The sequence below is a fragment of the Bacillus sp. M5A3_1b genome, assembly GCF_053345335.1.
In genome coordinates, this window is record NZ_JBKEZY010000004.1 from 299,371 (window position 1) to 322,798 (window position 23,428).

The 23,428-nt window shown below is 35.4% G+C and carries 23 protein-coding genes and 2 pseudogenes; 11 read left to right on the plus strand and 14 right to left on the minus strand.

The window, feature by feature from the left end; all coding sequences use genetic code 11:
• Window positions 1-34: 34 nt before the first annotated feature.
• The 3 genes from entB to ACLBWW_RS14165 form a co-directional block, all read right to left on the minus strand.
• Window positions 35-1,393 carry a cell wall-binding protein EntB gene (gene entB, locus ACLBWW_RS14155; protein ID WP_048547594.1) on the minus strand — a complete coding sequence of 453 codons (1,359 nt, stop codon included), beginning with the start codon at window positions 1,391-1,393 and terminating at the stop codon, window positions 35-37.
• A 298-nt stretch (window positions 1,394-1,691) separates the two neighbouring features.
• Window positions 1,692-2,453, minus strand: coding sequence for a glycosyltransferase (locus ACLBWW_RS14160; protein ID WP_447614090.1), 762 nt, complete (start codon window positions 2,451-2,453; stop codon window positions 1,692-1,694).
• 307 nt (window positions 2,454-2,760) lie between these two features.
• Window positions 2,761-3,252 (minus strand): hypothetical protein, encoded by a 492-nt coding sequence (locus tag ACLBWW_RS14165; protein WP_048547597.1) that lies wholly within the window; start codon window positions 3,250-3,252, stop codon window positions 2,761-2,763.
• A 107-nt stretch (window positions 3,253-3,359) separates the two neighbouring features.
• Between ACLBWW_RS14165 and ACLBWW_RS14170 the strand changes: the two are divergent.
• From ACLBWW_RS14170 to ACLBWW_RS14185, 4 genes and pseudogenes are all read left to right on the plus strand, one after another.
• Window positions 3,360-3,437: pseudogene (locus ACLBWW_RS14170) on the plus strand (GNAT family N-acetyltransferase); the annotation flags it as partial.
• Between the two features lie 158 nt (window positions 3,438-3,595).
• The gene (locus ACLBWW_RS14175) at window positions 3,596-3,775 is read left to right on the plus strand and encodes a hypothetical protein (RefSeq protein ID WP_447614091.1); all 180 of its coding nucleotides are present in this window, start codon (window positions 3,596-3,598) and stop codon (window positions 3,773-3,775) included.
• A complete protein-coding gene (locus ACLBWW_RS14180) occupies window positions 3,741-4,526 on the plus strand; it encodes an FAD-binding oxidoreductase (RefSeq protein WP_447614092.1) in 786 nt (261 codons plus the stop codon). The genes ACLBWW_RS14175 and ACLBWW_RS14180 overlap by 35 nt, the downstream gene beginning before the upstream one ends.
• A gap of 181 nt (window positions 4,527-4,707) precedes the next feature.
• Window positions 4,708-4,950: a BBE domain-containing protein gene (locus ACLBWW_RS14185; RefSeq protein WP_048547601.1), complete on the plus strand. Its 243-nt coding sequence runs from the start codon at window positions 4,708-4,710 to the stop codon at window positions 4,948-4,950.
• A gap of 91 nt (window positions 4,951-5,041) precedes the next feature.
• On the opposite strand, the gene ACLBWW_RS14190 is transcribed toward ACLBWW_RS14185, so the two are convergent.
• The 3 genes from ACLBWW_RS14190 to ACLBWW_RS14200 all read right to left on the minus strand — a co-directional run bounded on the left by ACLBWW_RS14190 (window position 5,042) and on the right by ACLBWW_RS14200 (window position 8,367).
• A complete protein-coding gene (locus tag ACLBWW_RS14190; RefSeq protein WP_048547603.1) occupies window positions 5,042-6,589 on the minus strand; it encodes an MFS transporter in 1,548 nt (515 codons plus the stop codon).
• Between the two features lie 11 nt (window positions 6,590-6,600).
• A complete protein-coding gene (locus ACLBWW_RS14195; RefSeq protein WP_048547606.1) occupies window positions 6,601-7,185 on the minus strand; it encodes a TetR/AcrR family transcriptional regulator in 585 nt (194 codons plus the stop codon).
• A gap of 135 nt (window positions 7,186-7,320) precedes the next feature.
• A complete protein-coding gene (locus ACLBWW_RS14200) occupies window positions 7,321-8,367 on the minus strand; it encodes a DUF2332 domain-containing protein (protein WP_048547607.1) in 1,047 nt (348 codons plus the stop codon).
• Window positions 8,368-8,748: 381 nt separating this feature from the next.
• Here ACLBWW_RS14200 and ACLBWW_RS14205 point away from each other — a divergent pair, with 381 nt between their 5' ends.
• From ACLBWW_RS14205 to lsrF, 5 genes are all read left to right on the plus strand, one after another.
• A complete protein-coding gene (locus tag ACLBWW_RS14205; protein ID WP_000069156.1) occupies window positions 8,749-10,251 on the plus strand; it encodes a malate:quinone oxidoreductase in 1,503 nt (500 codons plus the stop codon).
• A gap of 446 nt (window positions 10,252-10,697) precedes the next feature.
• Complete coding sequence (locus tag ACLBWW_RS14210; RefSeq protein WP_048547609.1) at window positions 10,698-11,633, plus strand: sugar-binding transcriptional regulator; 936 nt, start codon at window positions 10,698-10,700, stop codon at window positions 11,631-11,633.
• A complete protein-coding gene (gene lsrK / locus ACLBWW_RS14215) occupies window positions 11,633-13,195 on the plus strand; it encodes an autoinducer-2 kinase (protein WP_048547611.1) in 1,563 nt (520 codons plus the stop codon). Before ACLBWW_RS14210 ends, lsrK begins: the two co-directional genes overlap by 1 nt.
• A 26-nt stretch (window positions 13,196-13,221) precedes the next feature.
• Window positions 13,222-13,584 (plus strand): cupin domain-containing protein, encoded by a 363-nt coding sequence (locus tag ACLBWW_RS14220; RefSeq protein ID WP_048547612.1) that lies wholly within the window; start codon window positions 13,222-13,224, stop codon window positions 13,582-13,584.
• Window positions 13,585-13,590: 6 nt separating this feature from the next.
• Window positions 13,591-14,373 carry a 3-hydroxy-5-phosphonooxypentane-2,4-dione thiolase gene (gene lsrF, locus ACLBWW_RS14225; protein WP_000219778.1) on the plus strand — a complete coding sequence of 261 codons (783 nt, stop codon included), beginning with the start codon at window positions 13,591-13,593 and terminating at the stop codon, window positions 14,371-14,373.
• 94 nt (window positions 14,374-14,467) lie between these two features.
• Here the strand turns inward: lsrF and ACLBWW_RS14230 are convergent, their stop codons facing one another.
• Window positions 14,468-14,971, minus strand: coding sequence for a GNAT family N-acetyltransferase (locus ACLBWW_RS14230; protein ID WP_048547614.1), 504 nt, complete (start codon window positions 14,969-14,971; stop codon window positions 14,468-14,470).
• 243 nt (window positions 14,972-15,214) lie between these two features.
• On the opposite strand from ACLBWW_RS14230, the pseudogene ACLBWW_RS14235 reads away from it, so the two are divergent.
• Window positions 15,215-15,791 (plus strand): annotated as a pseudogene (locus ACLBWW_RS14235) (hypothetical protein).
• Between the two features lie 140 nt (window positions 15,792-15,931).
• On the opposite strand, the gene ACLBWW_RS14240 reads toward ACLBWW_RS14235, so the two are convergent.
• From ACLBWW_RS14240 to ACLBWW_RS14265, 6 genes are all read right to left on the minus strand, one after another.
• The gene (locus tag ACLBWW_RS14240) at window positions 15,932-16,327 is read right to left on the minus strand and encodes a VOC family protein (RefSeq protein WP_048547616.1); all 396 of its coding nucleotides are present in this window, start codon (window positions 16,325-16,327) and stop codon (window positions 15,932-15,934) included.
• 201 nt (window positions 16,328-16,528) lie between these two features.
• Window positions 16,529-17,230, minus strand: coding sequence for a nucleotidyltransferase domain-containing protein (locus ACLBWW_RS14245; RefSeq protein ID WP_048547617.1), 702 nt, complete (start codon window positions 17,228-17,230; stop codon window positions 16,529-16,531).
• A gap of 82 nt (window positions 17,231-17,312) precedes the next feature.
• Window positions 17,313-17,900 (minus strand): hypothetical protein, encoded by a 588-nt coding sequence (locus ACLBWW_RS14250; protein WP_098136572.1) that lies wholly within the window; start codon window positions 17,898-17,900, stop codon window positions 17,313-17,315.
• Between the two features lie 107 nt (window positions 17,901-18,007).
• The gene (hmoA, locus tag ACLBWW_RS14255; protein WP_000469503.1) at window positions 18,008-18,334 is read right to left on the minus strand and encodes a heme-degrading monooxygenase HmoA; all 327 of its coding nucleotides are present in this window, start codon (window positions 18,332-18,334) and stop codon (window positions 18,008-18,010) included.
• Window positions 18,335-18,430: 96 nt separating this feature from the next.
• Window positions 18,431-19,645 (minus strand): MFS transporter, encoded by a 1,215-nt coding sequence (locus ACLBWW_RS14260; protein WP_048547622.1) that lies wholly within the window; start codon window positions 19,643-19,645, stop codon window positions 18,431-18,433.
• 57 nt (window positions 19,646-19,702) lie between these two features.
• The gene (locus ACLBWW_RS14265; RefSeq protein ID WP_048547624.1) at window positions 19,703-20,746 is read right to left on the minus strand and encodes an ArsR/SmtB family transcription factor; all 1,044 of its coding nucleotides are present in this window, start codon (window positions 20,744-20,746) and stop codon (window positions 19,703-19,705) included.
• A gap of 163 nt (window positions 20,747-20,909) precedes the next feature.
• Here ACLBWW_RS14265 and ACLBWW_RS14270 point away from each other — a divergent pair, with 163 nt between their 5' ends.
• Window positions 20,910-22,103: a NupC/NupG family nucleoside CNT transporter gene (locus tag ACLBWW_RS14270; RefSeq protein ID WP_048547626.1), complete on the plus strand. Its 1,194-nt coding sequence runs from the start codon at window positions 20,910-20,912 to the stop codon at window positions 22,101-22,103.
• Between the two features lie 51 nt (window positions 22,104-22,154).
• On the opposite strand, the gene ACLBWW_RS14275 is transcribed toward ACLBWW_RS14270, so the two are convergent.
• Window positions 22,155-23,402, minus strand: a complete 1,248-nt coding sequence (locus tag ACLBWW_RS14275) for a glutamate-5-semialdehyde dehydrogenase (RefSeq protein WP_098920531.1) — start codon at window positions 23,400-23,402, stop codon at window positions 22,155-22,157.
• Between the last annotated feature and the right edge of the window lie 26 nt (window positions 23,403-23,428).

Here is a 23,428-nt window from a genome sequence, read left to right on the forward strand (position 1 = left end):
AGAGAACTGACTTCTATCTATAAAAATATATGTATTATAGAATTTTCACTTTAACAGTTTGTCTTCCCCAATTCATAGCCTTACTTTTTGAACCCATTAAAACATCAATGCGATTTCCTTTAATTGCACTTCCCGTATCACCAGCGATAGCTTCTCCATAACCTTCTACCCATACTTTAGATCCTAAAGGAATTACTTTCGGGTCAACTGCGATAATTCTCATATTCGGATTAGTCGTTAAATCATGCCCCATCGCAGTTAAAACGCGTCCACCATATGTACCATTTTCACTTGGATCAGCAGTATATGCTGTCGCTACTACCGTTAATTCACGTTTAGCAGACTGTGTGTTATTTTTAGACTCTTCTTTTGCTTTTGCTTCTTCCTTAGCTTTTGCTATTTCTCTTGCTTTCTCTTCTTCTTTAGCCTTCGCTATCTCTCTTGCTTTCTCTTCTTCTTTAGCCTTTGCTATTTCTCTTGCTTTCTCTTCTTCCTTAACCTTTGCTATTTCCCTTGCTTTCTCTTCTTCTTTAGCCTTTGCTATTTCTCTTGCTTTCTCTTCTTCTTTAGCCTTTGCTATTTCCCTTGCTTTCTCTTCTTCTTTAGCCTTTGCTATTTCTCTTGCTTCGGCCTCTTCTTTAGCTTTTGCTTCTTCTTGGGCTTTCACGTCTTCTTTAGGCTTTACTACCTCTTGTACTTTCACTTCTTCTTTAGGCTTTGTTACTTTTTGTACTTTCGCTTCTTCCTTAGGCTTTGCTACTTCTTGTACTTTCACTTCTTCTTTAGGCTTTACTACCTCTTGTACTTTCACTTCTTCTTTAGGCTTTGTTACTTTTTGTACTTTCGCTTCTTCCTTAGGCTTTGCTATCTTTTGTGCTTTAACTTCATCCTTAGCTTTAGCTGGTTTGTGTACTTTCGCTACTTGCTTCGTTTTCTCTTTAGCTGTGTTTTCAACTGGTGCTGTACTTGATAGGAAAGAAACATTTGCATAAGCTGTTTTTCCTTTATACTCAAATTTTAGCCAACCGTCTTTTACTTGATGTGTTGATTCAATTACATCATCTTTTTTCAGTCTGCCTAGAATTTCTGATTCTGTATTTGCATCAGAGCGTACATTTAACAAATTCGCTGTTACATGATACACATCTTTTGTAAACTCTGAGCTTACAAACACTTCTTTACCGTTTAAATCAATTTTTGACCATCCATCTTCGGTATTTATTACTTTTAACTCTTGTCCCTCCTTTACCTTTTCGATAACTTTTGATTCCGTAGTCGGTTTTTCACGTACGTTGAGTACATCTGCTGTTACGATCGTTTCTGCGATAGCAGTTGTGGTAAAAGCCCCCAACCCAAAAACAGTTGCTGTTGCTGCGCCAATTATTTTTTTCATATTAGCCTCCATTATTTTTTCGATTTCTACCAAATACTCCCATGAAATTAGGGGAGCATTTGCAACAGTATATTAATACGACTTAATATACTGCTATTAAAACTCCTTACTCCAATACTATCAAATTCTCATTTTTAATTCTATATATTATAAAGTGAAACTTTAATCAGTGGGGGTTTTGTTCATCCCCCACCTAACTTCTTTGCTTTCGCTGAATTTTGAGGTGGGGGTCTTACTGCCCATTAAAGCGGGATAAAATGAGGTGAGCAAAAAGCTATTTGTTTAAGAATTTCTACAGTTATCTTTCTTGATTATCATAATATGTTTTATCTGCATATTTTTTATCATTTCCTTTTAAATACGCTAAGATTATTTTTGGATTTTTAACTAAAGTCCAATCTCCATATGTATCAAATCTTCTGCACGAAGTTATCATTCCATTTTTTATTGTACCGAACTTCTTATTTTGTTGTTTTCCCCATTCTTTTAAACGTTTTGCAAAATCTGTATCTTCTGCCATAAGCATATTTTCATTAAATCCATTAATCGCCATAAAATCGTTTCTATAGCACCAAAAAATCCCGACAGATATAGCCCCGTACTTAAAAAATAATGGAATTATTATTAACAATGCGGAAACAAATATTCCTAAAGATATTCTTTCAAACTTACCGGTTACCCCACCGCCAATATATTTACCTGAAACTAAATATTTTTCTACGTTAGACAAAAAAGACTCTGTCATTTGCGTATCAGCATCTATAGTAATGATTATTTCTCCAGTAGCTATCGCGGCTCCTGCATTTCGGATTTTCGATAAATTTTTATCGTCATTTTTTAATGTAATACAGTTATACCCCTTTGCTATTTCTTCTGTTTTATCTGTACAACGATTTAAAACCACTATGACTTCAGTTTGATCTTTATATGCTTCCGCTGCCTTTGAAATAGAATCTAAACATTTTCCAATGTATTTTTCTTCATTATGCGCAGGGATTATAATAGAAAATTTTATATCTTTCTTTAAATCGTTTCTTAAAGATTCATTCGTTTCTTTCATAACACACCCCTTTTTATAAAGTGAAACTTTAATCAGTGGGGTTTTCTTCATCCCCCACTGATTATTAGTTGAACCAATCGGACTTTTATGGGCAGTCCGACCCCCACCTAACTTCTTTGCTTTCGCTGAATTTTGAGGTGGGGGTCTTACTGCCCATTAAAGCGGGATAAAATGAATTTTCGCTCTATATAACATATATTAATATTTATGAGGTTGTATTATAAAAATTAAAAATATACTAATACTAGTTTGATTAAAGTTACCTAAAATTCTACTATCAAAACAAAATGAAACAATACTTTTTATGCTACATAGTTATTGCAATTCCTGCCAAAAATAAACTTACGATTGCTAAAAATTTTGTGCCGACTATAGCCCCTCTTAAATGAAACTTATAATCTTTATAACCCTTCATGCCTTCTGTACTAGGAATAACAACAAATCTTGGGGTAATCCAGCAAAAGATTAGCCAATCAATTATAAACAAATCTACTAAATTGAAAATCATTACAATACCAAAAGCATGTAAATAGGCATCAATATATAATAATTTTTCATGTTTATGTAATATATATGTAGAAACGAAAGGAGTACCGAAAAGAATAGCATTATATGCAATGTTAAAGTAAATCGTTTGCTTTTTTTCATAAATCGATTTTGGAAAAACTACCTTTTGAATATCTTTTGGATAATCAGTTAACGAAAGACGCGGATTATAATATAAAGATCCTAAAATCATTACAGATAGTACAATAGACATGATGATACCAACGTACATCATTTGCTCAAATGAATTCATATGCTTCATTCACCCTTTTCTGTATTCGCTCCATAGTACACTTACTTAATTACATATTGTATGTACGATACTAACCAAAGATTAACAATTACTTTTGTTAATCTTTTATAAATGTAGTTTTTATATCTGAAAAAGTTTGGGAGATTGATGTATTGCCTGGGGAGATTTTGAGTACATATATATAATTACAAAAAGGCAGTGCTACATATATGAAGCACTGCCTTTTTCTTTATCGGAATATTCCCCTTCCTTTCTTCATTTAATCTTAAAGTATAGTCATTGTTTACTTACTGCTTTTCCAAATTGTAAGCATTTTATTTTGTAACAAGGAGAGAAAGAGAAAATGAGTAATCCAAAAATCGAACTTACTGGTCGTATCGTTACACCTAATGATCCGGACTATAATTCAGCTCGTGAGGAGTTCAACACATTCTTTAACAAATTCCCGTTAATCATTGTCTTTGCTCAAAATACGCAAGATGTAGTGAATGCTGTTCGCTGTTCGCTGGTCGAGGCTACATAACATCCCTATGCGTATGCGCTCTGGACGTCATAATTATGAGGCATTATCCGTTAGTAATGCTGGCCTTGTAATTGATGTAAGTGAAATGAAACAATTAGAAATAGATCACAAAAGTGAGACTGTAACAATCGGAACAGGCTGGAGGAACATTTCTTTAATTGAAACACTTGCAGCTGAAGGATTAGTTGTGCCAAGTGGAGTTTGTCCGACACCTGGTATTGCAGGTGTTACTTTAGGAGGCGGACATAGCATTCTCTCCCGTCCGTTTGGATTAACTCTCGATCATTTAATTGAATTTGAAATGGTAGACGCAAACGGCTGTGTAATACGTGCTAATACAAAGTGTAACTCTGACCTCTTTTGGGCTTCACGAGGTGCTGGTGGTGGAAACTTTGGCATATGTACTTCGTTCAAATTTCGAACGCATAAAATTAATACGGTAGGCTTTGCAGAAATAAGCTGGGGAATATCCGATTTAAAAGACGTAATAAACACTTGGCAAACTTACACACTACCTTGCGCTGATAAACGACTTACAACTACTCTTTTCATGTCTGCAGAGTTCGAACCATCTTTATTAATGCAAGGTGTATTTCTCGGCTCTGTTCAAGAATTGCAGGTACTGCTACAGCCATTATTAAACGCCGGTTCACCATTACAAGTAACTATAGAAGAAATACCATGGGCAGAAGCAGCAGCGAAAATAGCCGAAAATAGCCGAAAAGCAACCTGCAACACCTTTACCCTTTAAAAGTGTTGGTCCATATGTATATGAACTCCTACCAGAAGAAGGCCTATCCATAATTGATCACTTTATTAAAAATTCACCTCCCCATGCCACCACCTCCGTATTTTTCCACGGATTAGGCGGGGCTGTTGCTGAAGTACCAAATGAAGCGACTGCTTATTATTACCGAAAAGCACTATCAAATATGTCAATCTTCGCCACTTGGGGGCAACCAGAAGGTGCTGCTGCAAGTATTCGATGGGTGGAAGACTTTCGCTTAGCAATGCTGCCATTTACAAAAGGTGTATACGTTAATACTCCCGACCTATCCATTAAAGATTGGCCAGATGCATACTTCAGTTGCAACTTTGACCGATTAATGGAAGTAAAAGCAAAATATGATCCGAAAAATGTTTTTAACTTCCCGCAAAGTATTCCGCCTTTTTAACTGTTTTAATATTGTTCAAACTGCTAAATAAACATTCATGTTATATTTAGCAGTTTAGTATAACAATATCTTTTAATTTATATAATAATATTTACAAAACATAAGATTTTACTTCTTTACTTATTTTCTTATCTATTAAGACTCTTACTATATTAAAAATCAATGCGAGACAAAATATAGTAGCTCCGATTAAAAATGCTAAATTATAACTACGAATAGTTCCTTTCTTATATCCCGCATTTAGTTGTTTGTAAATTTTGCCCTCCTCATCAGTTTTTAAGTCGATTTGCTGTTTTTTATTTATCGCTTGCACTACTTGTACCTTTTCTAAATTTGACAAATCACTATTTTTAATCATAGTCACTACTTCCTTATTTATCTTCTCTTTTTCAACTAACAACTGATGATTCAAAAACATCACCAGAATCGCTACCCCAACAATACCTCCAACTGTTCTAGAAATATTACATACACTTGTAGCAACGCCTGAATTTTCAATTGGCACACTTAAAACTGCCGTTGTTGTATACGGTGCTATTGTACAGCCAGTTCCAATCCCCACAATCATTAATCGCCAAATATAATCCCATGTAGTAAAGGTGGAGTCTATTTGACTAAATAAATATGATGCTATGATAAATATTAGTAGTCCTACACTACCTATTAATGAACTTCCCCGCTTTGCTGCAATTGGTGTCACTATTGATGTAACAATCATTGAAACTATCGCTAGCGTGCTAATTATTAAACCTGACTGTAATTCAGTCATACCTCCTACTTGAACGAAATAAAAAGCAAGTATAAACAAAAAGTTCATTAATCCCATTCCAACAAAGAATAAAGAAAAATTCGAGATTGAAAACTCTTTATTTGTGAATAACTTTAATGGCAACATTGGATTTTCACTTTTCTTTTCAATAATAAAAAATAATATAAAACCTATGAGTGAGAGCATAAAAAGAAGTATTAAGCTTATCATGCTTAAATGATTTGTATTTACTTGTATGAGTGCATATACGAGTAAGCATAGTGCAGATGCAGAAGTAATCATACCTGCCCAATCTATTTTAGAGCTTGCAGCATGATCATAGGATTCCTTAATACAAAGAATCACGAAGATGAAAGATAAAATACCAACTGGTATATTAATAAAAAACACCCAACTCCAATTCAATTTGTGAGTTAAAATACCTCCAAGTGAAGGGCCAATTGCCGCTGCTAATCCCCCAAAAGCTCCCATGATACCTCCTATCATACCTTGTTTCTCTTTCGGTACTAAATTAAGGCCTAATGGCATAGCAACTGGTACGATAACTGCGGCTGAAATTCCTTGTATTACCCTAAAAGCTACTAATGTATGAAAAGAAGTGGCTATACCACACATAAACGAACTAACAGAAAACCCCAATAAACCAATAATATACAGCTTCTTGCGACCAAACTGGTCCGCAAGACGTGCTGCAATTAATAAACACGATACAAAGGCGACGTTATAACTATTAGCAATCCATGAAATTGTATCAATTGACGAATGAAATGTCTTTGTCATTTCTGGTAATGCGATATTCACAATATTTGAATCTAAAATTGCCATAAAAAAACCTGCAATTAAAGCTATTAATGCAAATGTATTCCGCAATTCTCCCACCCCTATTCGTTTTCTTTATTTGAAATTCCATTCATAAATAAATTTACACACGTCTCTATATATTCTTCTAACTGAATTTCTTCTTCCGTTATACTAACGTTCATAATGTATAAAAACAGTTGTCCGTAAAACATATTCGCTATTACACGGTAATTACACGGGGAAATGTGTCCTTTCTCTCCAAGTTGCTTTAAATAATTTTCTAGGTGATCTACTAAATGTAAATTCAACTCGTGTAGTAATGTTTTCATTTCACTATTTTGTCTTGATTCTATTAATGCAGCCCAAATATAGTTCAGCTTTGGCAAATTGGTTTGAATATATGTTTCTGCCACTTTCGTAAGGTCCTTATGTAAATCACCAGTAAATTGTTCTTCAATTTCCTCTAACAAAGCCACTGGTGTCGTCCGTAAAATAATACTCTCTCTAAATAAATTTTCCTTATTTTTAAAATTACGGAATATCGTTAACTCGCTTACCCCAGCTTTTTCTGCCACTTCACGAATTGTTGTCGCTGTATACCCCTTTTCCCCGAATAATAACGTAGCAGCTTCCATAACTTTTTCTCGTGCTGTTAATTTCCCCATCTTTATTCCTCCATCCAATATGTTAGTAAGTAATTACTAACATATTATCACAAAAGAAAAATGAAAGTAACTAGTTACTTTCATTTTTCTGGAATTTCATTATCTAATTTCTTGAAAATAAAAATTTCTCAAATATTAACAAAGCGTCTCATTCCCAAGTTTCCAGCTAAACCATCTCCCATGCCCTTCTGTTTCTCCAACCGTTTCACGATATTCGTTTCCGTTAATATAATAATCAATATGAAGGTCACGATCCCACATGTTGTTATATAGGTGGAATACATCACGTTTTGCACCGATTTCTTGGATTTGTTTTTCTAACTTACGTTTTACTTGTTCAGGTATTTGATTTGCGACGTGTGTATGGAAAATACAGATTACAGCACCTTTACTTATTTGTTCGATGATAGATGGCAATAGCTCCACACCGTCTCCTTCTATTAATTGAACAGATTCATTTTTCACTAAAGATGCTGCTTGGTCAAACATTTCAAGTCTTTCTTTATGCTCTGGCCAAATGAGTGCACGTAGCCATAAATAATCTTCATTACTATGTAAATCATTTACATGTAAATCTAGTCCTATTCTTTCTGCGACAGATGGACTTTCTTTTAGAAAATGAGGCACATTCTCTCCTCTTATTTCAGAAGTTACATGTACATTTGAATTTATATTTCCGTATGTTTCATCTGTTCCATACGAATAGCTATATTGGTCCCAGAACAGTTGTAATCCAGAACTTGTTCCAATTTCAATTAACGCTAACGGCTTTTTCACTTTATTAAATATGTAACAGAAACTTGGGTATAAGTACGCACATCGCCTTACTTCATTCGTTTGAACGAGTTTCGTTTGTAATAAAGTAATGATTTCTTCTCGGTACGTTTTACAGAAATCTTTAAAATTATCAAAAGCTTTATCTAAATCCGTATTAGCATTTTCAACTAAGCTACTATAATACGTTTTTACATGATGTTCTTTCCCTGCTAATAATAAATAATGTACTGCACCTAATAATAAGTTTGGGACTGGTTGGCCTGCTTGAGCGTAGGAAGAGAGTGTAAGTACTTCCTCATCTTCAGCAATTTTTATTGATAAGTATTCATATAAGTCACTTGACCCTTTACATTCCTTTATTGAAAAATTTCGAAATAAGTTTGCGATTTGTTCTTGTGTACGCATGTGTATCCCTCCTTTTTAATTTCCAGAATAATCATACAATAAACAGAGCGAAAAATTCCATAAAAAGGTGTAATTTCTACCCACTTTTGGATACGTAAGCTTTTTCGGGATAATTTCAAACTGTAATTTTTTTCTATTTATCACCTTAAAAGAGCTTGTTAAATAAGATTTTTGGCGAATAAAACGTTAAATAGTTTAAAATTATCAGATAACACTAGATATTTTAGTCTATTAATTATTATAATAGAGTATGAGATGGTTATACAATTGAGACAAAAAAGGTAAATACCTAGGTGGGGCCTAGGCGGTGTTTCTCTTTTACGGCTTAGACATAGAAAACACCTACTCTTTTTTGCCAATATAGGGGATGGAGAGATTATCATGAGCAACATGCAGCAAAAAACAGACGTTATCTTAATTGGTGCAGGAATTATGAGTGCAACGTTAGGCTCATTACTAAAAGAATTAGCACCTGAATGGGAAATTAAAGTTTTTGAAAAACTCGCAAGTGCCGGGGAAGAAAGCTCTAATGAATGGAATAATGCAGGTACAGGGCATTCTGCGCTATGCGAACTGAACTATACTTCCGAAAAATCTGACGGATCTATAGATATTAGTAAGGCTGTAAAAGTGAATGAGCAATTCCAGCTTTCAAGACAATTTTGGGCATATCTTGTAAAAAGTAAATTAATTCGTAATCCACAAGATTTCATTATGCCTCTACCTCATATGAGTTTAGTACAAGGTGAAAAAAATGTTGAGTTTCTAAAAAACCGTTTTGAAGCGCTTTCAAAAAATCCACTGTTTCAAGGTATGGAATTTTCCGATGCTCCTGAAACATTAAAAAAATGGCTTCCACTCATTATGGAAGGACGTACACCTAACGAACCAATGGCTGCAACGAAGATTGACTCTGGAACAGATGTTAACTTCGGTGCATTAACTCGTATGTTGTTTGATTACTTACAAACGAAAAATGTCGAGCTAAACTACAAACATAGTGTCGAAAATATTAAACGCACAAAGAATGGTTTGTGGGAAGTAAAAGTACACGATATGAATAGTGGTAAAATTGAACATCATACTGCAAAATTCGTCTTTATTGGCGGCGGCGGTGGTAGTCTACCTCTACTACAAAAGACTGGCATTCCTGAATCAAAACATATCGGTGGATTCCCAGTAAGTGGACTATTTATGGTATGTAAAAACCAAAAAGTTGTAGAGCAACATCATGCGAAAGTATACGGTAAAGCTAAAGTTGGCGCTCCGCCAATGTCTGTACCTCACCTTGATACGAGATATATAGACAATAAAAAAGCTTTACTATTTGGACCGTTCGCAGGGTTCTCTCCTAAGTTCTTAAAAACTGGCTCAAACCTTGACTTAATCGGTTCTGTAAAACCGAATAACGTCTTAACGATGTTAGCAGCTGGTGTAAAAGAAATGGGACTAACAAAATACTTAATTCAGCAAGTTATGTTATCACATGAAAAGCGTATGGAAGAATTACGCGAATTCATTCCGAACGCGAAAAGTGAAGATTGGGATATTGTAGTTGCTGGGCAACGTGTGCAAGTAATTAAAGATACTGATGCTGGTGGTAAAGGTACACTTCAATTCGGTACAGAAGTTGTAAGTGCCGCTGACGGCTCAATCGCTGCATTACTAGGTGCATCACCAGGTGCTTCTACTGCCGTTCACGTCATGCTTGAAGTATTAGAAAAATGTTTCCCAAGCCGCATGGTAGAATGGGAAGAAAAAATAAAAGAAATGATTCCTTCTTATGGCATTTCGCTAACAGAGAATCCACGATTGTTCCAAGACCTTCACACTTCTACAGGTCGTACGCTTGGATTAAACGAAAAAGAAACGGTTCATAATTAATGAAGAAATAAAAAAACGTCCGATATATTCGGACGTTTTTTTATTTCTCTGACAAAGAATTATTGTGAATAAAATTATATCAGCGATTCGACAATGAATATCGACTTAACGACCAAAAACGACAATCCAATATTAACTTTCAGCTAAACATTTTCCTTATCGGGAGAACTTCCCTCTACATTCATGTTCCCCAATCTCCTTACTGCGAAGCTTCCCCTACTGATAAAGAGTTTGCACATTCTTTTCACCCAACTATTTATCCAGCATTAATGTGCAGTAAGATTCCCATCACAATATTCGGCTTGAACAAAGAAGTTAGGTGAGAGTCGGACTAATAATCAGCGGGGATGAATAAAAACTCCACGGAGTAAAGTTTCAACTGGAATAAACAAAATATATGGCACATATGTTTAAGCAGTGGTCAATTGTTGAAAGGGATGACGCGTATGACACAGCTGAACTTTGAACAGAATTTATTAACTAAAGTAGCTTGGTACTATTATAAAGACCAATTAACACAACAGGAAATTGCTTCACTTCTTCACATTTCAAGAAATAAAGTTGTCCGATTATTAGATAAGGCACGCAGTGAAGGTATCGTTACATTTCACGTAAAAGGAACTGGTTTACACTGTTTAAGTATTGAGCGTGACCTAATGAAAAAATTCCACTTAAAAGATGCTTTTATTATCCCTACTCCTCCAATAAACAATTATCACGCTTCTCTCGGAAAAGCTGCTGCACAATATTTAGAAACTCAGCTCCAGCAAGGTGATTTACTCGGCATTGGATGGGGCGAAACGATTAGCAAAATGCTAGAAAACATTCATTTTGAAACTTCTATTAATCTTTCAATTGTAACGCTAACAGGCGGAGTAAATCACTATCTCCCGAGAAAACAAAACTATTTTCACTACATGCAAGGCGATTTTCACATTATCCCTACGCCGTTTCTAGCATCTACAACCGAAATGGCACAAAGTATTCTATCGGAACCGACTGTAAAAGATATGCTTCATGTCGCTTCACTTGCACATACGGCAGTTGTCGGTATTGGAGGATTATCTCAAGACGCTACGATTGTAAAGGAAGAAAAATTAACACTACGTGAAATGACGTATATTCGTAGCCAAAACGGTGTTGGCGATATTTTAGGACAGTTTTACAATACGAATGGTGATTTATTAAAACTCCCGCATCATAGTCGACTAATTGGTACGCCGCTCTCGATTCTGCGCAAAATGAAACATGTCGTTGGTGTTGCTGGAGGTATAGAAAAGATAGATGCAATTTACGGTGCCTTAAAAGGAAAGTTCATTCATACATTAATTACCGATGAGGAAACGGCCCTCTCCTTATTACGAAAGGATGGTGATTGTTAATGTCTCATTTATTAGCTTTTGATGCTGGTACAGGAAGCGTTCGAGCTGTTCTTTTTGATTTATTAGGGAATCAAATTGCGGTCAGTCAAAAAGAATGGGTTCATAACACGGATCCTCGTTACCCAGGTTCTATGAATTTTGATGTAATAGAAAACTGGAAGCTAGTACAACAGTGCACGAAAGAAGTTTTACAAAGAAGTAATGTCACGCCCTCTTCTATTCTAGCTATTAGCGCTACTAGTATGCGAGAAGGTTTTGTTTTATATGATAAAGGTGGGCAAGAAATATGGGCTTGTGCAAATGTTGATGGACGTGCATCCTCTGAAGTTAGTGAGCTAAAAGAAATACGGTCACATCTTGAAGAAGATTTATATACTAGATCTGGTCAAACTTTTTCATTAGGTGCTTTACCTCGCCTACTTTGGATTAAAAAACATGAACCAGACGTCTATAGTAATATTCATTCTTTTACGATGTTAAACGATTGGATTTTATATAAACTAAGCGGCGTACTACAAATCGATCCCTCAAACGGATGTACATCCGGTATTTTTGACCTACAAAATAGAGTATGGGATAGCGATGTCGCTATCGAGTGCGGTTTAACGTTGCCATTTTCACCAACAGTAAATGAAGCTGGTACAGTAATTGGTACCGTCACAAAAGAGTGTGCAGCATTAACTGGATTATGTGAAGGAATTCCTGTCGTCGTCGGGGGCGGAGATGCACAAATGGCTTCACTTGGAACAGGAGTCGTGAAACCTAATCAAACGTTAATATGCGGAGGTAGTTTTTGGCAGCAAGAAGTAAATGTTACAGAGCCAAAAACAGATCCACATGCTTCCATTCGGGTAAATTGTCACGTTATACCTAACCTTTGGCAATATGAAACGATTGCCTTTTTCCCAGGCCTTGTTATGCGTTGGTTTCGAGATGCTTTTTGCCATGAGGAAAAGAAACTTGCTGACAAACTCGGTGTAGATGCTTATGCATTATTAGAAGAACAAGCGAAAGACGTACCTGTCGGCTCACATGGTATTATCCCTACTTTTTCAAACGTAATGAACTACATTTCTTGGCGTCATGCCGCACCTTCTTTTTTAAATTTAAGTTTAGATGCTGACAAATGCGGAAAAAAAGAGCTGTTCCGTGCTATTGAAGAAAATGCTGCCTTCGTTACACTTGGTAACTTAAAATTAATAGAAAATCTTACAGGAACATTCCCTTCTGAAGTCATTTTTGCTGGCGGTGCTGCTAAAGGAAAACTATGGCCACAAATTTTATCGGACGTCCTTGGTATTCCTGTAAAAGTACCTGTTGTGAAAGAAGCAGCTGCTTTAGGAACTGCGATTGCTGCTGGAGTTGGCGCTGGCATATATTCATCTATGGAAGAAACTGCTGAACAGTTTGTACAGTGGGAGCACACATTCGAGCCAATTACTGAAAATCATGAACTATACAAAGAATTCTATGAAACATGGAAAACTGTGTATGACAGTCAACTCGCTTTAGCTGATAAAGGGCTCACCTCACATATGTGGATTGCGCCTGGTGCTCTGTAACACATTACATAAGGGAGTGAAAAAGTATGTTAAAAGCGAATGAAAATGACTTCTCCTATCGCTTCGGTGATAATGGGCCGAAATATTTAATACAAGGGCCGAATATTGATCTTGGTCTTGTTGTCATTCAGCCTGGGCAGGAGTTTCAAAATCACTATCATACGACGTGCGAAGAAGTCTTTTATGCATTAGAAGGTGAAATTGATTTCTATGTGAATAACGAAAGAGTGCCAATTAAACAAGGCGATGTGTTGCAAGTTCACCCTCATGAGTCTCACTATTTAATTAACCATTCTGACAAACCTTTTAAAGCAGTTTTTATTAAGTCACCACATTTACCAAATAAAGATACGGTACAAACGGAAAATCCAACATTAACGAAGGAGTGATTTCTAATGACTTGGGGATTTAAAAATCGATTAAATACAATTTTACCTGATGGAAGAGCGGTTATGTTAGCGATAGATCACGGCTACTTTTTAGGACCAATACACGGGCTAGAACAGCCACTTGAAACAGTTAAAAACTTACTTCCTTACACAGATTCTCTCTTTTTAACTCGAGGTGTACTTAGCTCCTGTATTCCTGAAAACTGCAGCACACCGATGGTTATGCGTGTATCAGGCGGAGCTACTGTCGTCGGTAAAGATTTAGCGAATGAAACAATTGTTACACCTGTAAAAGAGGCAGTAAAACAAAACGCAATTGGCGTCGGCGTTTCTGTTTTCGTCGGATCAGACTATGAAACACAAACCGTATCAAATCTCGCAAATGTAGTTTCAGAAGCTCACGATTACGGTCTACCAGTACTCGGTATTACTGCTGTTGCGAAAGAATTACAAAAACGTGAAGCACGCTTTCTAGCACTCGCTTCCCGCGTATGTGTTGAAATGGGAGCTGATATTATTAAAACATATTACTGCGAAGGATTCGAAAAAATTACAAGTACTTGCCCTGCTCCAGTCGTAATCGCTGGTGGACCAAAACTTGACTCAATTGAAGACGCATTAAACATTACGTACAATGCACTGCAAGAAGGCGCAATCGGCGTAGACATGGGCCGAAACATATGGCAATCTGAACATCCTGCTGCCATGATTCAAGCAATACATGGCATTGTGAAAAACGGATTGAATGTAAAAGAGGCGCTCCAATTATATGAAGATGTAAAAAATTAAAACAAACGAACAAACTATTGCGCCCATATGTTAGATTACTGAGTAATCTAACATATGGGCTTTCTTTTACATTTTTCATTGTTTTGAATTTAATCTATAGATCGCGCACATTCCAAACAATCTCACCACGTTCACCAAACGTACTGTGATGCTGCTTAAATCCTATCTTTTCTAATACACGGAAAGACGCCGTATTCCAAGCGCCTACAGTAGACCAAAGTCTATGACGACCCGTAGCGATCGCGGCCTCAAGCACTGCTGATGCTGCCTCTGTCGCATAACCTTTGCGATGAGCACGTTGGAACAACTCGTATGCAATTTCCGGCTCTTCAAGCGTGGATCGACCGATGATTAAGCCACAGTATCCGATGAAATCCCCTTCTTCTCGCCTACGTATAGTAAGAAGAGAAATACCATTTTCAGTTGCTTTCTTGCGCATTTCGATAAGAGAGCTACGAACAGATTCAATGGTTGGCATGTCCACACCACGTTCACCAACTAATTTTCTCAGCCAGACTGCATCAGATTCCTCCCACATATTCAGATCGAGTCGTTCCGTTTTTAACTGGAACGCCATATCTTTAAAAACAGCTGTCATAGCGGTAACCTCCTATTGATTTCACTGTACTACTTATAATAGTTTCGTACTTTACCATATGGGAAACCTGCTTGATTCATACATTATTATTATTTTATGCACAAGCAATTCCTCTGCTAAATAGACCTTGTTATCAAACTTCATTTTAAGTCTACAATATTTGATTTATGAATGAGTTTAAATTTACATTTAAAAATGTATCGCACTTTCTTTTTGTTAAAATAAAGAAAAAGAGGAATGATTATGAAACAAATGGGTTTTGAACGGCCTACTGATTATTACGATGAAAGGTTATATACTATCGATGAAAAAATTTGTGCCCTATTAAAAGAACGAAAAGAACTTTCAGATGGTGATCCAGGTTTTCCACATGATGAAGCGATTTATAAATGGGCAAAGCAATACGGATTTTATCCAGACTATTTAAATTCATTATTCTCTTCCATGATGGACGAAGGTGAATTTACACCTCGCGTCGAACCAACTACATTCAAAAAACATGTACCTGTTTTTAAAACGTATGAACATAAAGGTATCATATGCAAATGCTAGTGTAGTTTATTTATATAGCGATTGGGATTCCACTGATGAAGTTTTTAATGAAAATAAGCCTCATAGTTTCTTCCAATTATCAATAGATGATACATATGACTGCTGGCCAGAAGGTGGTGGTGGCACTGATGGACATTTTAGTCATCATTTCGTTGTATCTCCTGCCCTTCCTGATAATTTGTCTGGAATAAGCTTACGATTTAAAGAACTCAATATGCCGTTTAGGAAAGATCAAGCTGTGCTTGAATTTGAAATTAAGGTAGATTAATAAAGAAGTTGTCTCACAAATCATTTTACTGACTAAAATCCGTTTATTTTTACTTATATGTCCCTTAAAATAATCAAGCCCCTTTCCAAACTGGATAAGGGGCTTGATTTACATCTTCAAACCATTACTCTTGTTAATTGTTATTGAACTTTCTTACCATCTTTATAGTCAAGGCAGGACACTTCAATTAATAATCCATTAAACATTGTAAAATAAAAACCATAACTACTACCTCTCATAGAATACGGTGCCTTTTCTATTTCAATACCTCCAGCTACTAAACGATTATATGCTTGATCAACTTCATTTGAAGTATCCACTAAAAAACCAATATGAAAAGCTTCTGGATACATAACTTCCATATTCCCCTTAAATGCTTTTGGATCGCTTAGCACAAGTATAAATCCACTCTCATCACTCATTACTACTAGTGCCCTTCCCTTTTGCTCTAAAAATTGAAAATCAAAAAATGTTTCAAAGAAATGTCTCGCTTCTGATAAATCATCAACGCATAGATTCAAATGATTTAACTTCATTCACTCATCTCCTTTTAAGCACAGGGTATATAAACTTATTTTCATAACACTTAAATATGTAAGGTAAGATATTCAAGCGTTCCATCTAAGACTATGCTTTATAGTCTAATAATTTTCTCTATAACCTAGAACGTTTTTATGACTGCAATTCCATAAACCGTTCGACGCGAAATATTATTTTACCTATATAAAATAGTCACATTATTTATTTTTCAAATTGTGTAAAACCCACTCAATCAAGAAAATTGCTGCAGAGGTACGTTCTGTCGTATCACCTAAAAACAGTTTATTTATAAAACCTTCAAAGTGAGTTGGTACTTTAGATAATGTTTCAAAATACTTCAAAACAGATCCCGCTGGCGGTGTAGGCTTATTATTAACAGCCCATATCCCATCTAACAATGTCCAAGTTGACGTATGAACGATGTATGAAGCTTTTAACTCATCATTTGCTTTCAAAGCAGATTGAATTTTAATTAATGAACTATGCAACCAATGAGAAATGCCCTTCACTTTGTCGCTAGAAACACGATAGTTTTCAAATTCATATGTAGCTATTTCCTTTAACTTTTTCAACTCACCGCTTTTATCAAACAAAATTTCCCCTTCTAGAAATGAGTATAGTTCCATCGGATTGTTTTTAAAGTTTACTTGTATTAAATTAAAATCTGCACTCTTATATTCAACTAAAATATCTTCTCTCGTTTCAGAATGAAATTTTTTCTTTTGTCCATCTTCTAAAAGAATATAGAAATCTAAATCCGAATCAGTATATGCATCGCCTCTTGCGACAGATCCAATTAGCATGAATCCATGTACCTTTTCCATAGATAAGGTTTCCGCTACTATTGTTTGCACTAATTTTTTATGTTGTTCATGTTTAAATATTTGTGCTTCTAACATTTGTAACCTCCACACACATTATTAAGGAGTTATTCGTTACCTATATATTTTATTTCTCTTATATCTTTCATCTTCTACATACTTATTCAATAATTGTTAGTTCATATACAATTGCGTCTTTACTGCTTTTGGTTTTATCTTGAATCGTAACAATATCTCCAGCTTTTATTTTCGAAGCGCTCACTACTTTTACCATTTCTGGTGGAACAGCCCCTCCATTGTTCTCTTTATTTAGTGGAAGCCACTTTACTGATTTATTAGTTGCTTCTAAAATTTTGTATTTAATTGTACCATCATATTTTATTTCACCAACAAGATCTTTTACTAATATAGGTGTATATTTACCCTCTTCTTTTTCCAAAGAAATATGATCACCTATATCTGGTATACCGTTTCTTACAGGTGCCTCCCATTTTGTTGGATTTAAATCATTTAAACTTACCTTCACACTATCTTCTTTATTTGAGTTAGCATCTTTTAGAAATATATCATTATACTTCTTATCAATAATGATATATTCCTTCCGCTCTACTATTTTTGCACTACTTTCACGTTTTTCTTCCTCATTCTTAGATACTTCTTCTTCCACTTTATTATTACTACATGCTGATAATAATGTCGTCGCTAAAGCTGCCATTAGTAACATTTTTTTCACTTCATTTACCTCCATTTATAATGAAACAATTAAATATATATTACATCCATATTTTACTATAAATCAAAAAAAGAGGATATTTGTTTATTAATAAACAAATATCCTCTAACTTTAACTATATATTACGACTGTTGATAAGCCGCTTTCGATGATTTCACATAATAAACTGCGTGATCCACGTTAATGATATGATCTGGTTTTGGTTTACCACGACTCGCTCTATGTCCTGCTAGATGTTCTTCACTTGTTTCCCAGTTTTTCCATGCTTCTTCAGATTCCCAGCGAATCATAACGACTACTTCTTCGTCTCCGCGTCTTACTTTTTTCACAAGAACACTCAAGTCGATAAAACCTTCAAATTTTTCAATTATACCTTCTCCAGTGAAACGTTCTACAACTATATTTGATGTACCTTCTTTTACTGTAAATGTTTTCGTTTCGATAAACATATATCCCACTCCCTCTTTGTAATACGAATACTACTATTCTTCTATTATAATTGATTATGATAATTATTTTCAATTGTAAAGTTTTAATTTTTTGAATTATGCTGATTTCTTTTCTATCGCCTCATCTAAAAATTTGAAATACGGAAGTAATAATCCTATTAAAGAAGTAATACATATAATCGCACCGATAATAAAGTATAGTGCTCTTATTCCCCAGATTTCACTTAGTATGCCTCCTAATAACACACCTAACGGCATAGCAGATCGTATGAAAAATAAACGCACTGAAAATACTTGTCCTATCATATTGTTCGGTACTGTTTGTTGGCATATTGTCGTGTTATGAACATTGAAAAAGGCAATGCAAATGCCTGCAACAACTTCAATGAACACTGCAATTACTATACTGTGATTGAACGCTAGAGAAATATATGTGAGTCCTCCTATAAACAATCCACCAAGCATAAGTATACGCCGACTTTTATATGTTACTTTTCCAACTAGTATAGATCCAACTACATAGCCAAATGGGAATCCGGCCATAAAATAACCAAACTCTGCATACCCGGCTGACAGCTCGTCTTTTATATAAGGAAGATTTGTAACTAGCGTAACCCCAACTCCAAATTGCACGAAAGTAAGAAAAATACAGAGCCAAACGATAACTGGTTTTGTGAAAAAATATGTAAAACCGTGAAGAAACTGTTCTAACCACGTTTTCCGAATAGATTGTTTTGTTCTCTTTTCTTTTATATAAAGTAAAAAAGCGCCACTAACAAATAGACAAATACATACGAAAGATAGTGTAAGTTCTACTCCAATCAAATGAATAGCTACTCCGCCTAATATTGGTCCAAGAAACATCATAAGTCGAGCCATCCCATCAATATACGCATTTGCGTCTTGAAGCTGTTCTTTATTTACAATACTCGGTGTAATGGCTTGACTTGCAGGTGTATACAGCGGCGTAATAAGCCCAATTATTATTTGTACGACATATATGTGCCAAACTTCTATACTACTAGTAAGTAACATGACTAACGGTAGTAAGAAAAACGAAGCCCGCACCCATTGCGAAAAAATCATAATCCACTTCCGGCTCCATTTATCAATAAATGGGCCACTTATTAGTTGTAGTATGAGCGATGGGATAAAGTATAGTAACCACATACTACTTAATGCTGTTTTTGACCCTGTTAATTCGTAAACAAGAATTGAATTACATAACGTTCCGAAAGCCCCGCCCAATTCTGAAATCGCGCTACCAATCCACATGAAAAAAAACGAACGATTTTTCAACACATTTTTCAATTTTATACACCAACTTTTCTATTTAATTCCTCCCCTTATGTGCATTCTAGTTGCATATTATCTATTTAAAAACGCATCTAATTCTTTCGCTAATGACTGTACTGCTTTCTTTCTTAATACATATTTCCCGTCATGTATATCCACTAACTTCGCTGCACGTAACAATTTCAAATGATGGTGTACAGTCGATTTACCGAGTTGCAGTCTTTCTGTAATTTCCTGCAATGTTCGTTCTTTTTCGAACAAAATTTTTACAATGCGTAATCTCGCTTCATCCCCAAGTGCCTTATGTTTTTGAACTAAAAAATAATTCGGTTCATATAGATTTTCAGGGTGGATGCTTTCATTTGCGACTGGGTAATGAAATACTTTCGTATCTTCAATATCCGCCTCAATATTCCACGGTCTGTACGTCATTTGCGGGATAAGAAGTACATTATGAACACTTGGTTCTGGCATATAGTTCACACCGCCAGTCGCCCACTCGACGAACTCTTCCGATTTCATCTTTTTATTCATCTCATTTTTCGCTTCATAGTCTCTTTGTAATATAGAAAGTATTTTCTCCTCCTCTTTCTGAATAACACTCTCATACCAACCTGTCATAACGGCTACTAAATGATCCTTTAGTTTTTGCACATCGATATTACATATAAAACGAATATACGCGGAGAAAAACTGATGATCCTGCGTCAGTTCCATTAGTTCATATATTGCAGTTACGTCCCCACTTGCTGCTAAATATCTTTTCTTTTCATACTTCTCGCCTAAAAACGGTAAGCATATATATTTCAAATCTACTTCTGAAAGCGAATCGATTTTAGCATGAAACTGTGCTAAGTCCTGAAAATCCTCTTTATACAACAACTGAAGTAACGCTTTCCACGTATTATGTTCTTCTACAAACTGTAAGTGCTCTCTCATTTCTTCTGTTAATGATTCCTTAATTTCTTCCCATTCATTTTGACTCTTTTCAAGGGTATCGATTAACCTTTTATGAGTGATTGCCGCAATGCCAAGTGCGCATTCGAAAAGTATCGAATACTTCACCTGAACATGGTAAGTTTCCCTCTTTCTACTCGTTATGTGATAGACCTCCATTTTATCCCCTCCCTGTTTGCTATATATCTAATTCTATTTTCGTCGAATTTATCCTTCTATATTTTTAGAATTTATAAAATATGAGTTGAAATACATTCATTCTAAATTAAGAAGAATAGGAGCTTTTTTATATACAAATAATAACTCTCAAGGAGTTGTTGACATGTATTTCATATTAAATATGTTAGGGATTTTCGTTGTCATATTAATTGTTTTCCTATGTTCGCCTAATAAAAAACATATAAAATGGAGACCAATTGTAATTCTCATCCTATTGGAGCTCTTTATTACGTGGTTTATGTTAGGTACGAAGCTCGGTAGTATTATCATTAATAAAATTGCGTCATTTTTCAGTTGGTTACTATCATGCGCGAATGAAGGTATTCGGTTTGCCTTTCCTTCAGCTATGGAAAGTCAGCACATTGATTTCTTCTTTAGTGCGTTACTTCCTATCATTTTTGTTATCACGTTCTTTGATATTCTTTCGTACTTCGGAATCTTAACTTGGATTATTGATAAAGTAGGTGCAGTTATTTCAAAAATTTCTCGTTTACCAAAGTTAGAAAGTTTCTTTTCGATTCAAATGATGTTTTTAGGAAACACTGAAGCACTTGCGGTTGTCCGTGATCAATTATCCGTTTTAAAAGAAAATCGTTTATTAACTTTTGGAATTATGAGTATGAGTAGCGTTAGCGGATCCATTCTTGGCGCTTATTTATCAATGGTTCCGGCAACATATATTTTCAGTGCAATCCCTTTAAACTGTATTAACGCATTAATTTTAGCCAATGTATTAAATCCTGTGGAAGTTTCAAAAGAAGAAGATGTCGTATATACACCTGCAAAAGATGAAAAAAAGGATTTCTTTTCTACTATTTCAAACAGTATGTTAGTCGGGATGAATATGGTTATCGTTATTTTAGCTATGGTAATTGGTTATGTGGCATTAACTGCATGTTTAAATGGAATTTTAGGCTTTTTCGTCACAGGTTTAACAATTCAAAAAATCTTCTCCATTATCTTTAGCCCTTTTGCTTTTTTACTCGGTTTATCGGGCAGTGATGCGATGTATGTAGCTGAATTAATGGGGATCAAAATAACGACGAATGAATTTGTTGCAATGATGGATTTAAAATCAAACCTAAAGTCTTTACAACCACATACAGTTGCAGTTGCAACAACCTTTCTTGCTTCTTTTGCTAACTTTAGTACAGTGGGTATGATTTATGGAACTTACAACTCATTATTTGGCGGCGAAAAATCATCAGTCATCGGGAAAAATGTTTGGAAGCTTCTTGTAAGCGGAATGGCTGTTTCCTTATTAAGCGCTATGCTCGTTGGGCTTTTTGTATGGTAAATACTTTTTAAAATAAAAGACACCCAAACGAAAATTGAGTGTCTCTTATTTTTATTTTCGAATTTGTCCATTACCACGAATCACATATTTTGTGGAAGTTAATGCTGGAAGCCCCATTGGTCCTCTTACGTGTAGCTTTTGTGTACTGATGCCAATTTCTGCTCCAAATCCGAATTCAGATCCATCAGTAAAACGTGTCGATGCATTATGATAAAGTGCCGCCGCATCAACAGAAGTGAAAAATTTGCTGACGTTTTCCTCGTTTTCTGAAATAATCGCTTCAGAATGCATAGATCCATACGTATTTATGTGATGAATCGCTTCTTCTATAGAAGAAACTACTTTCACTGCCAACGTGAGTGCTAAAAATTCTGTTTCCCAATCTTCTTCTGAAGCAAGTACAATTGAAGAATCCAATGCCAATGCTTTTTGATCACCACGTAGCTCCACGCCTCTTTCCTTCAAAGAAGAAAACAACTCGCTACCATATTGCTCTGCCCACTTCTCATGAAGTACAATCGTTTCAATTGCATTACATACAGATGGACGCTGCGTTTTTGCATTTATAATAATATCAATTGTCATTCGCTTATCTGCCGTTTCATCAATGAAAATATGACAATTTCCCGCACCTGTTTCAAGTACTGGAACAGACGCTTCTCTCACTACCGTATCAATTAATTGTTTGCCACCTCTTGGAATAAGAACGTCTAAGTAATCATTCATTGTAAACAACTGCTTTGCGCTATCCCGTGTTGTATCTTCTATAAGCTGTACACTTTCTTCTGGCAAGCTTGTTTCTTTAAGCGCTCGGTGAATAACGGAAACGATGGCTTTGTTAGAATTAATAGCAGAAGAACTACCACGTAATATAACTGCGTTTCCTGTTTTCAAGCAAATTGTAGCAGCATCTACTGTTACATTTGGCCTTGCCTCATAAATCATCCCAACAACACCAAGTGGTACACGCATCTCCTGAATAGATAGTCCATTTGGTCGCTTCCATTCACTTACACGTTCTCCAACTGGATCACGTAATTCGATTAACTGCTTAATCCCCTCTGCCATATCAACAATTCGTTGTTCAGTTAGCATAAGTCGATCAAGGAGTGAATCAGAAAATCCTTTTGCCTTACCTTCTTCGATATCACGTTTGTTTTCCTCTACAATATAAGCTGTTTCTACTATTAGCCTTTCAGCAATAGCAGCAAGTGCTTCGTTTTTTTGACTTGTAGATTTTAGTACAAGTTCTCTAGCAATTTCTTTCGCTTTTCTTCCCTTTGCCAACACTTCATTCATCTTCATTTCCTCCTTTTTAACATCAC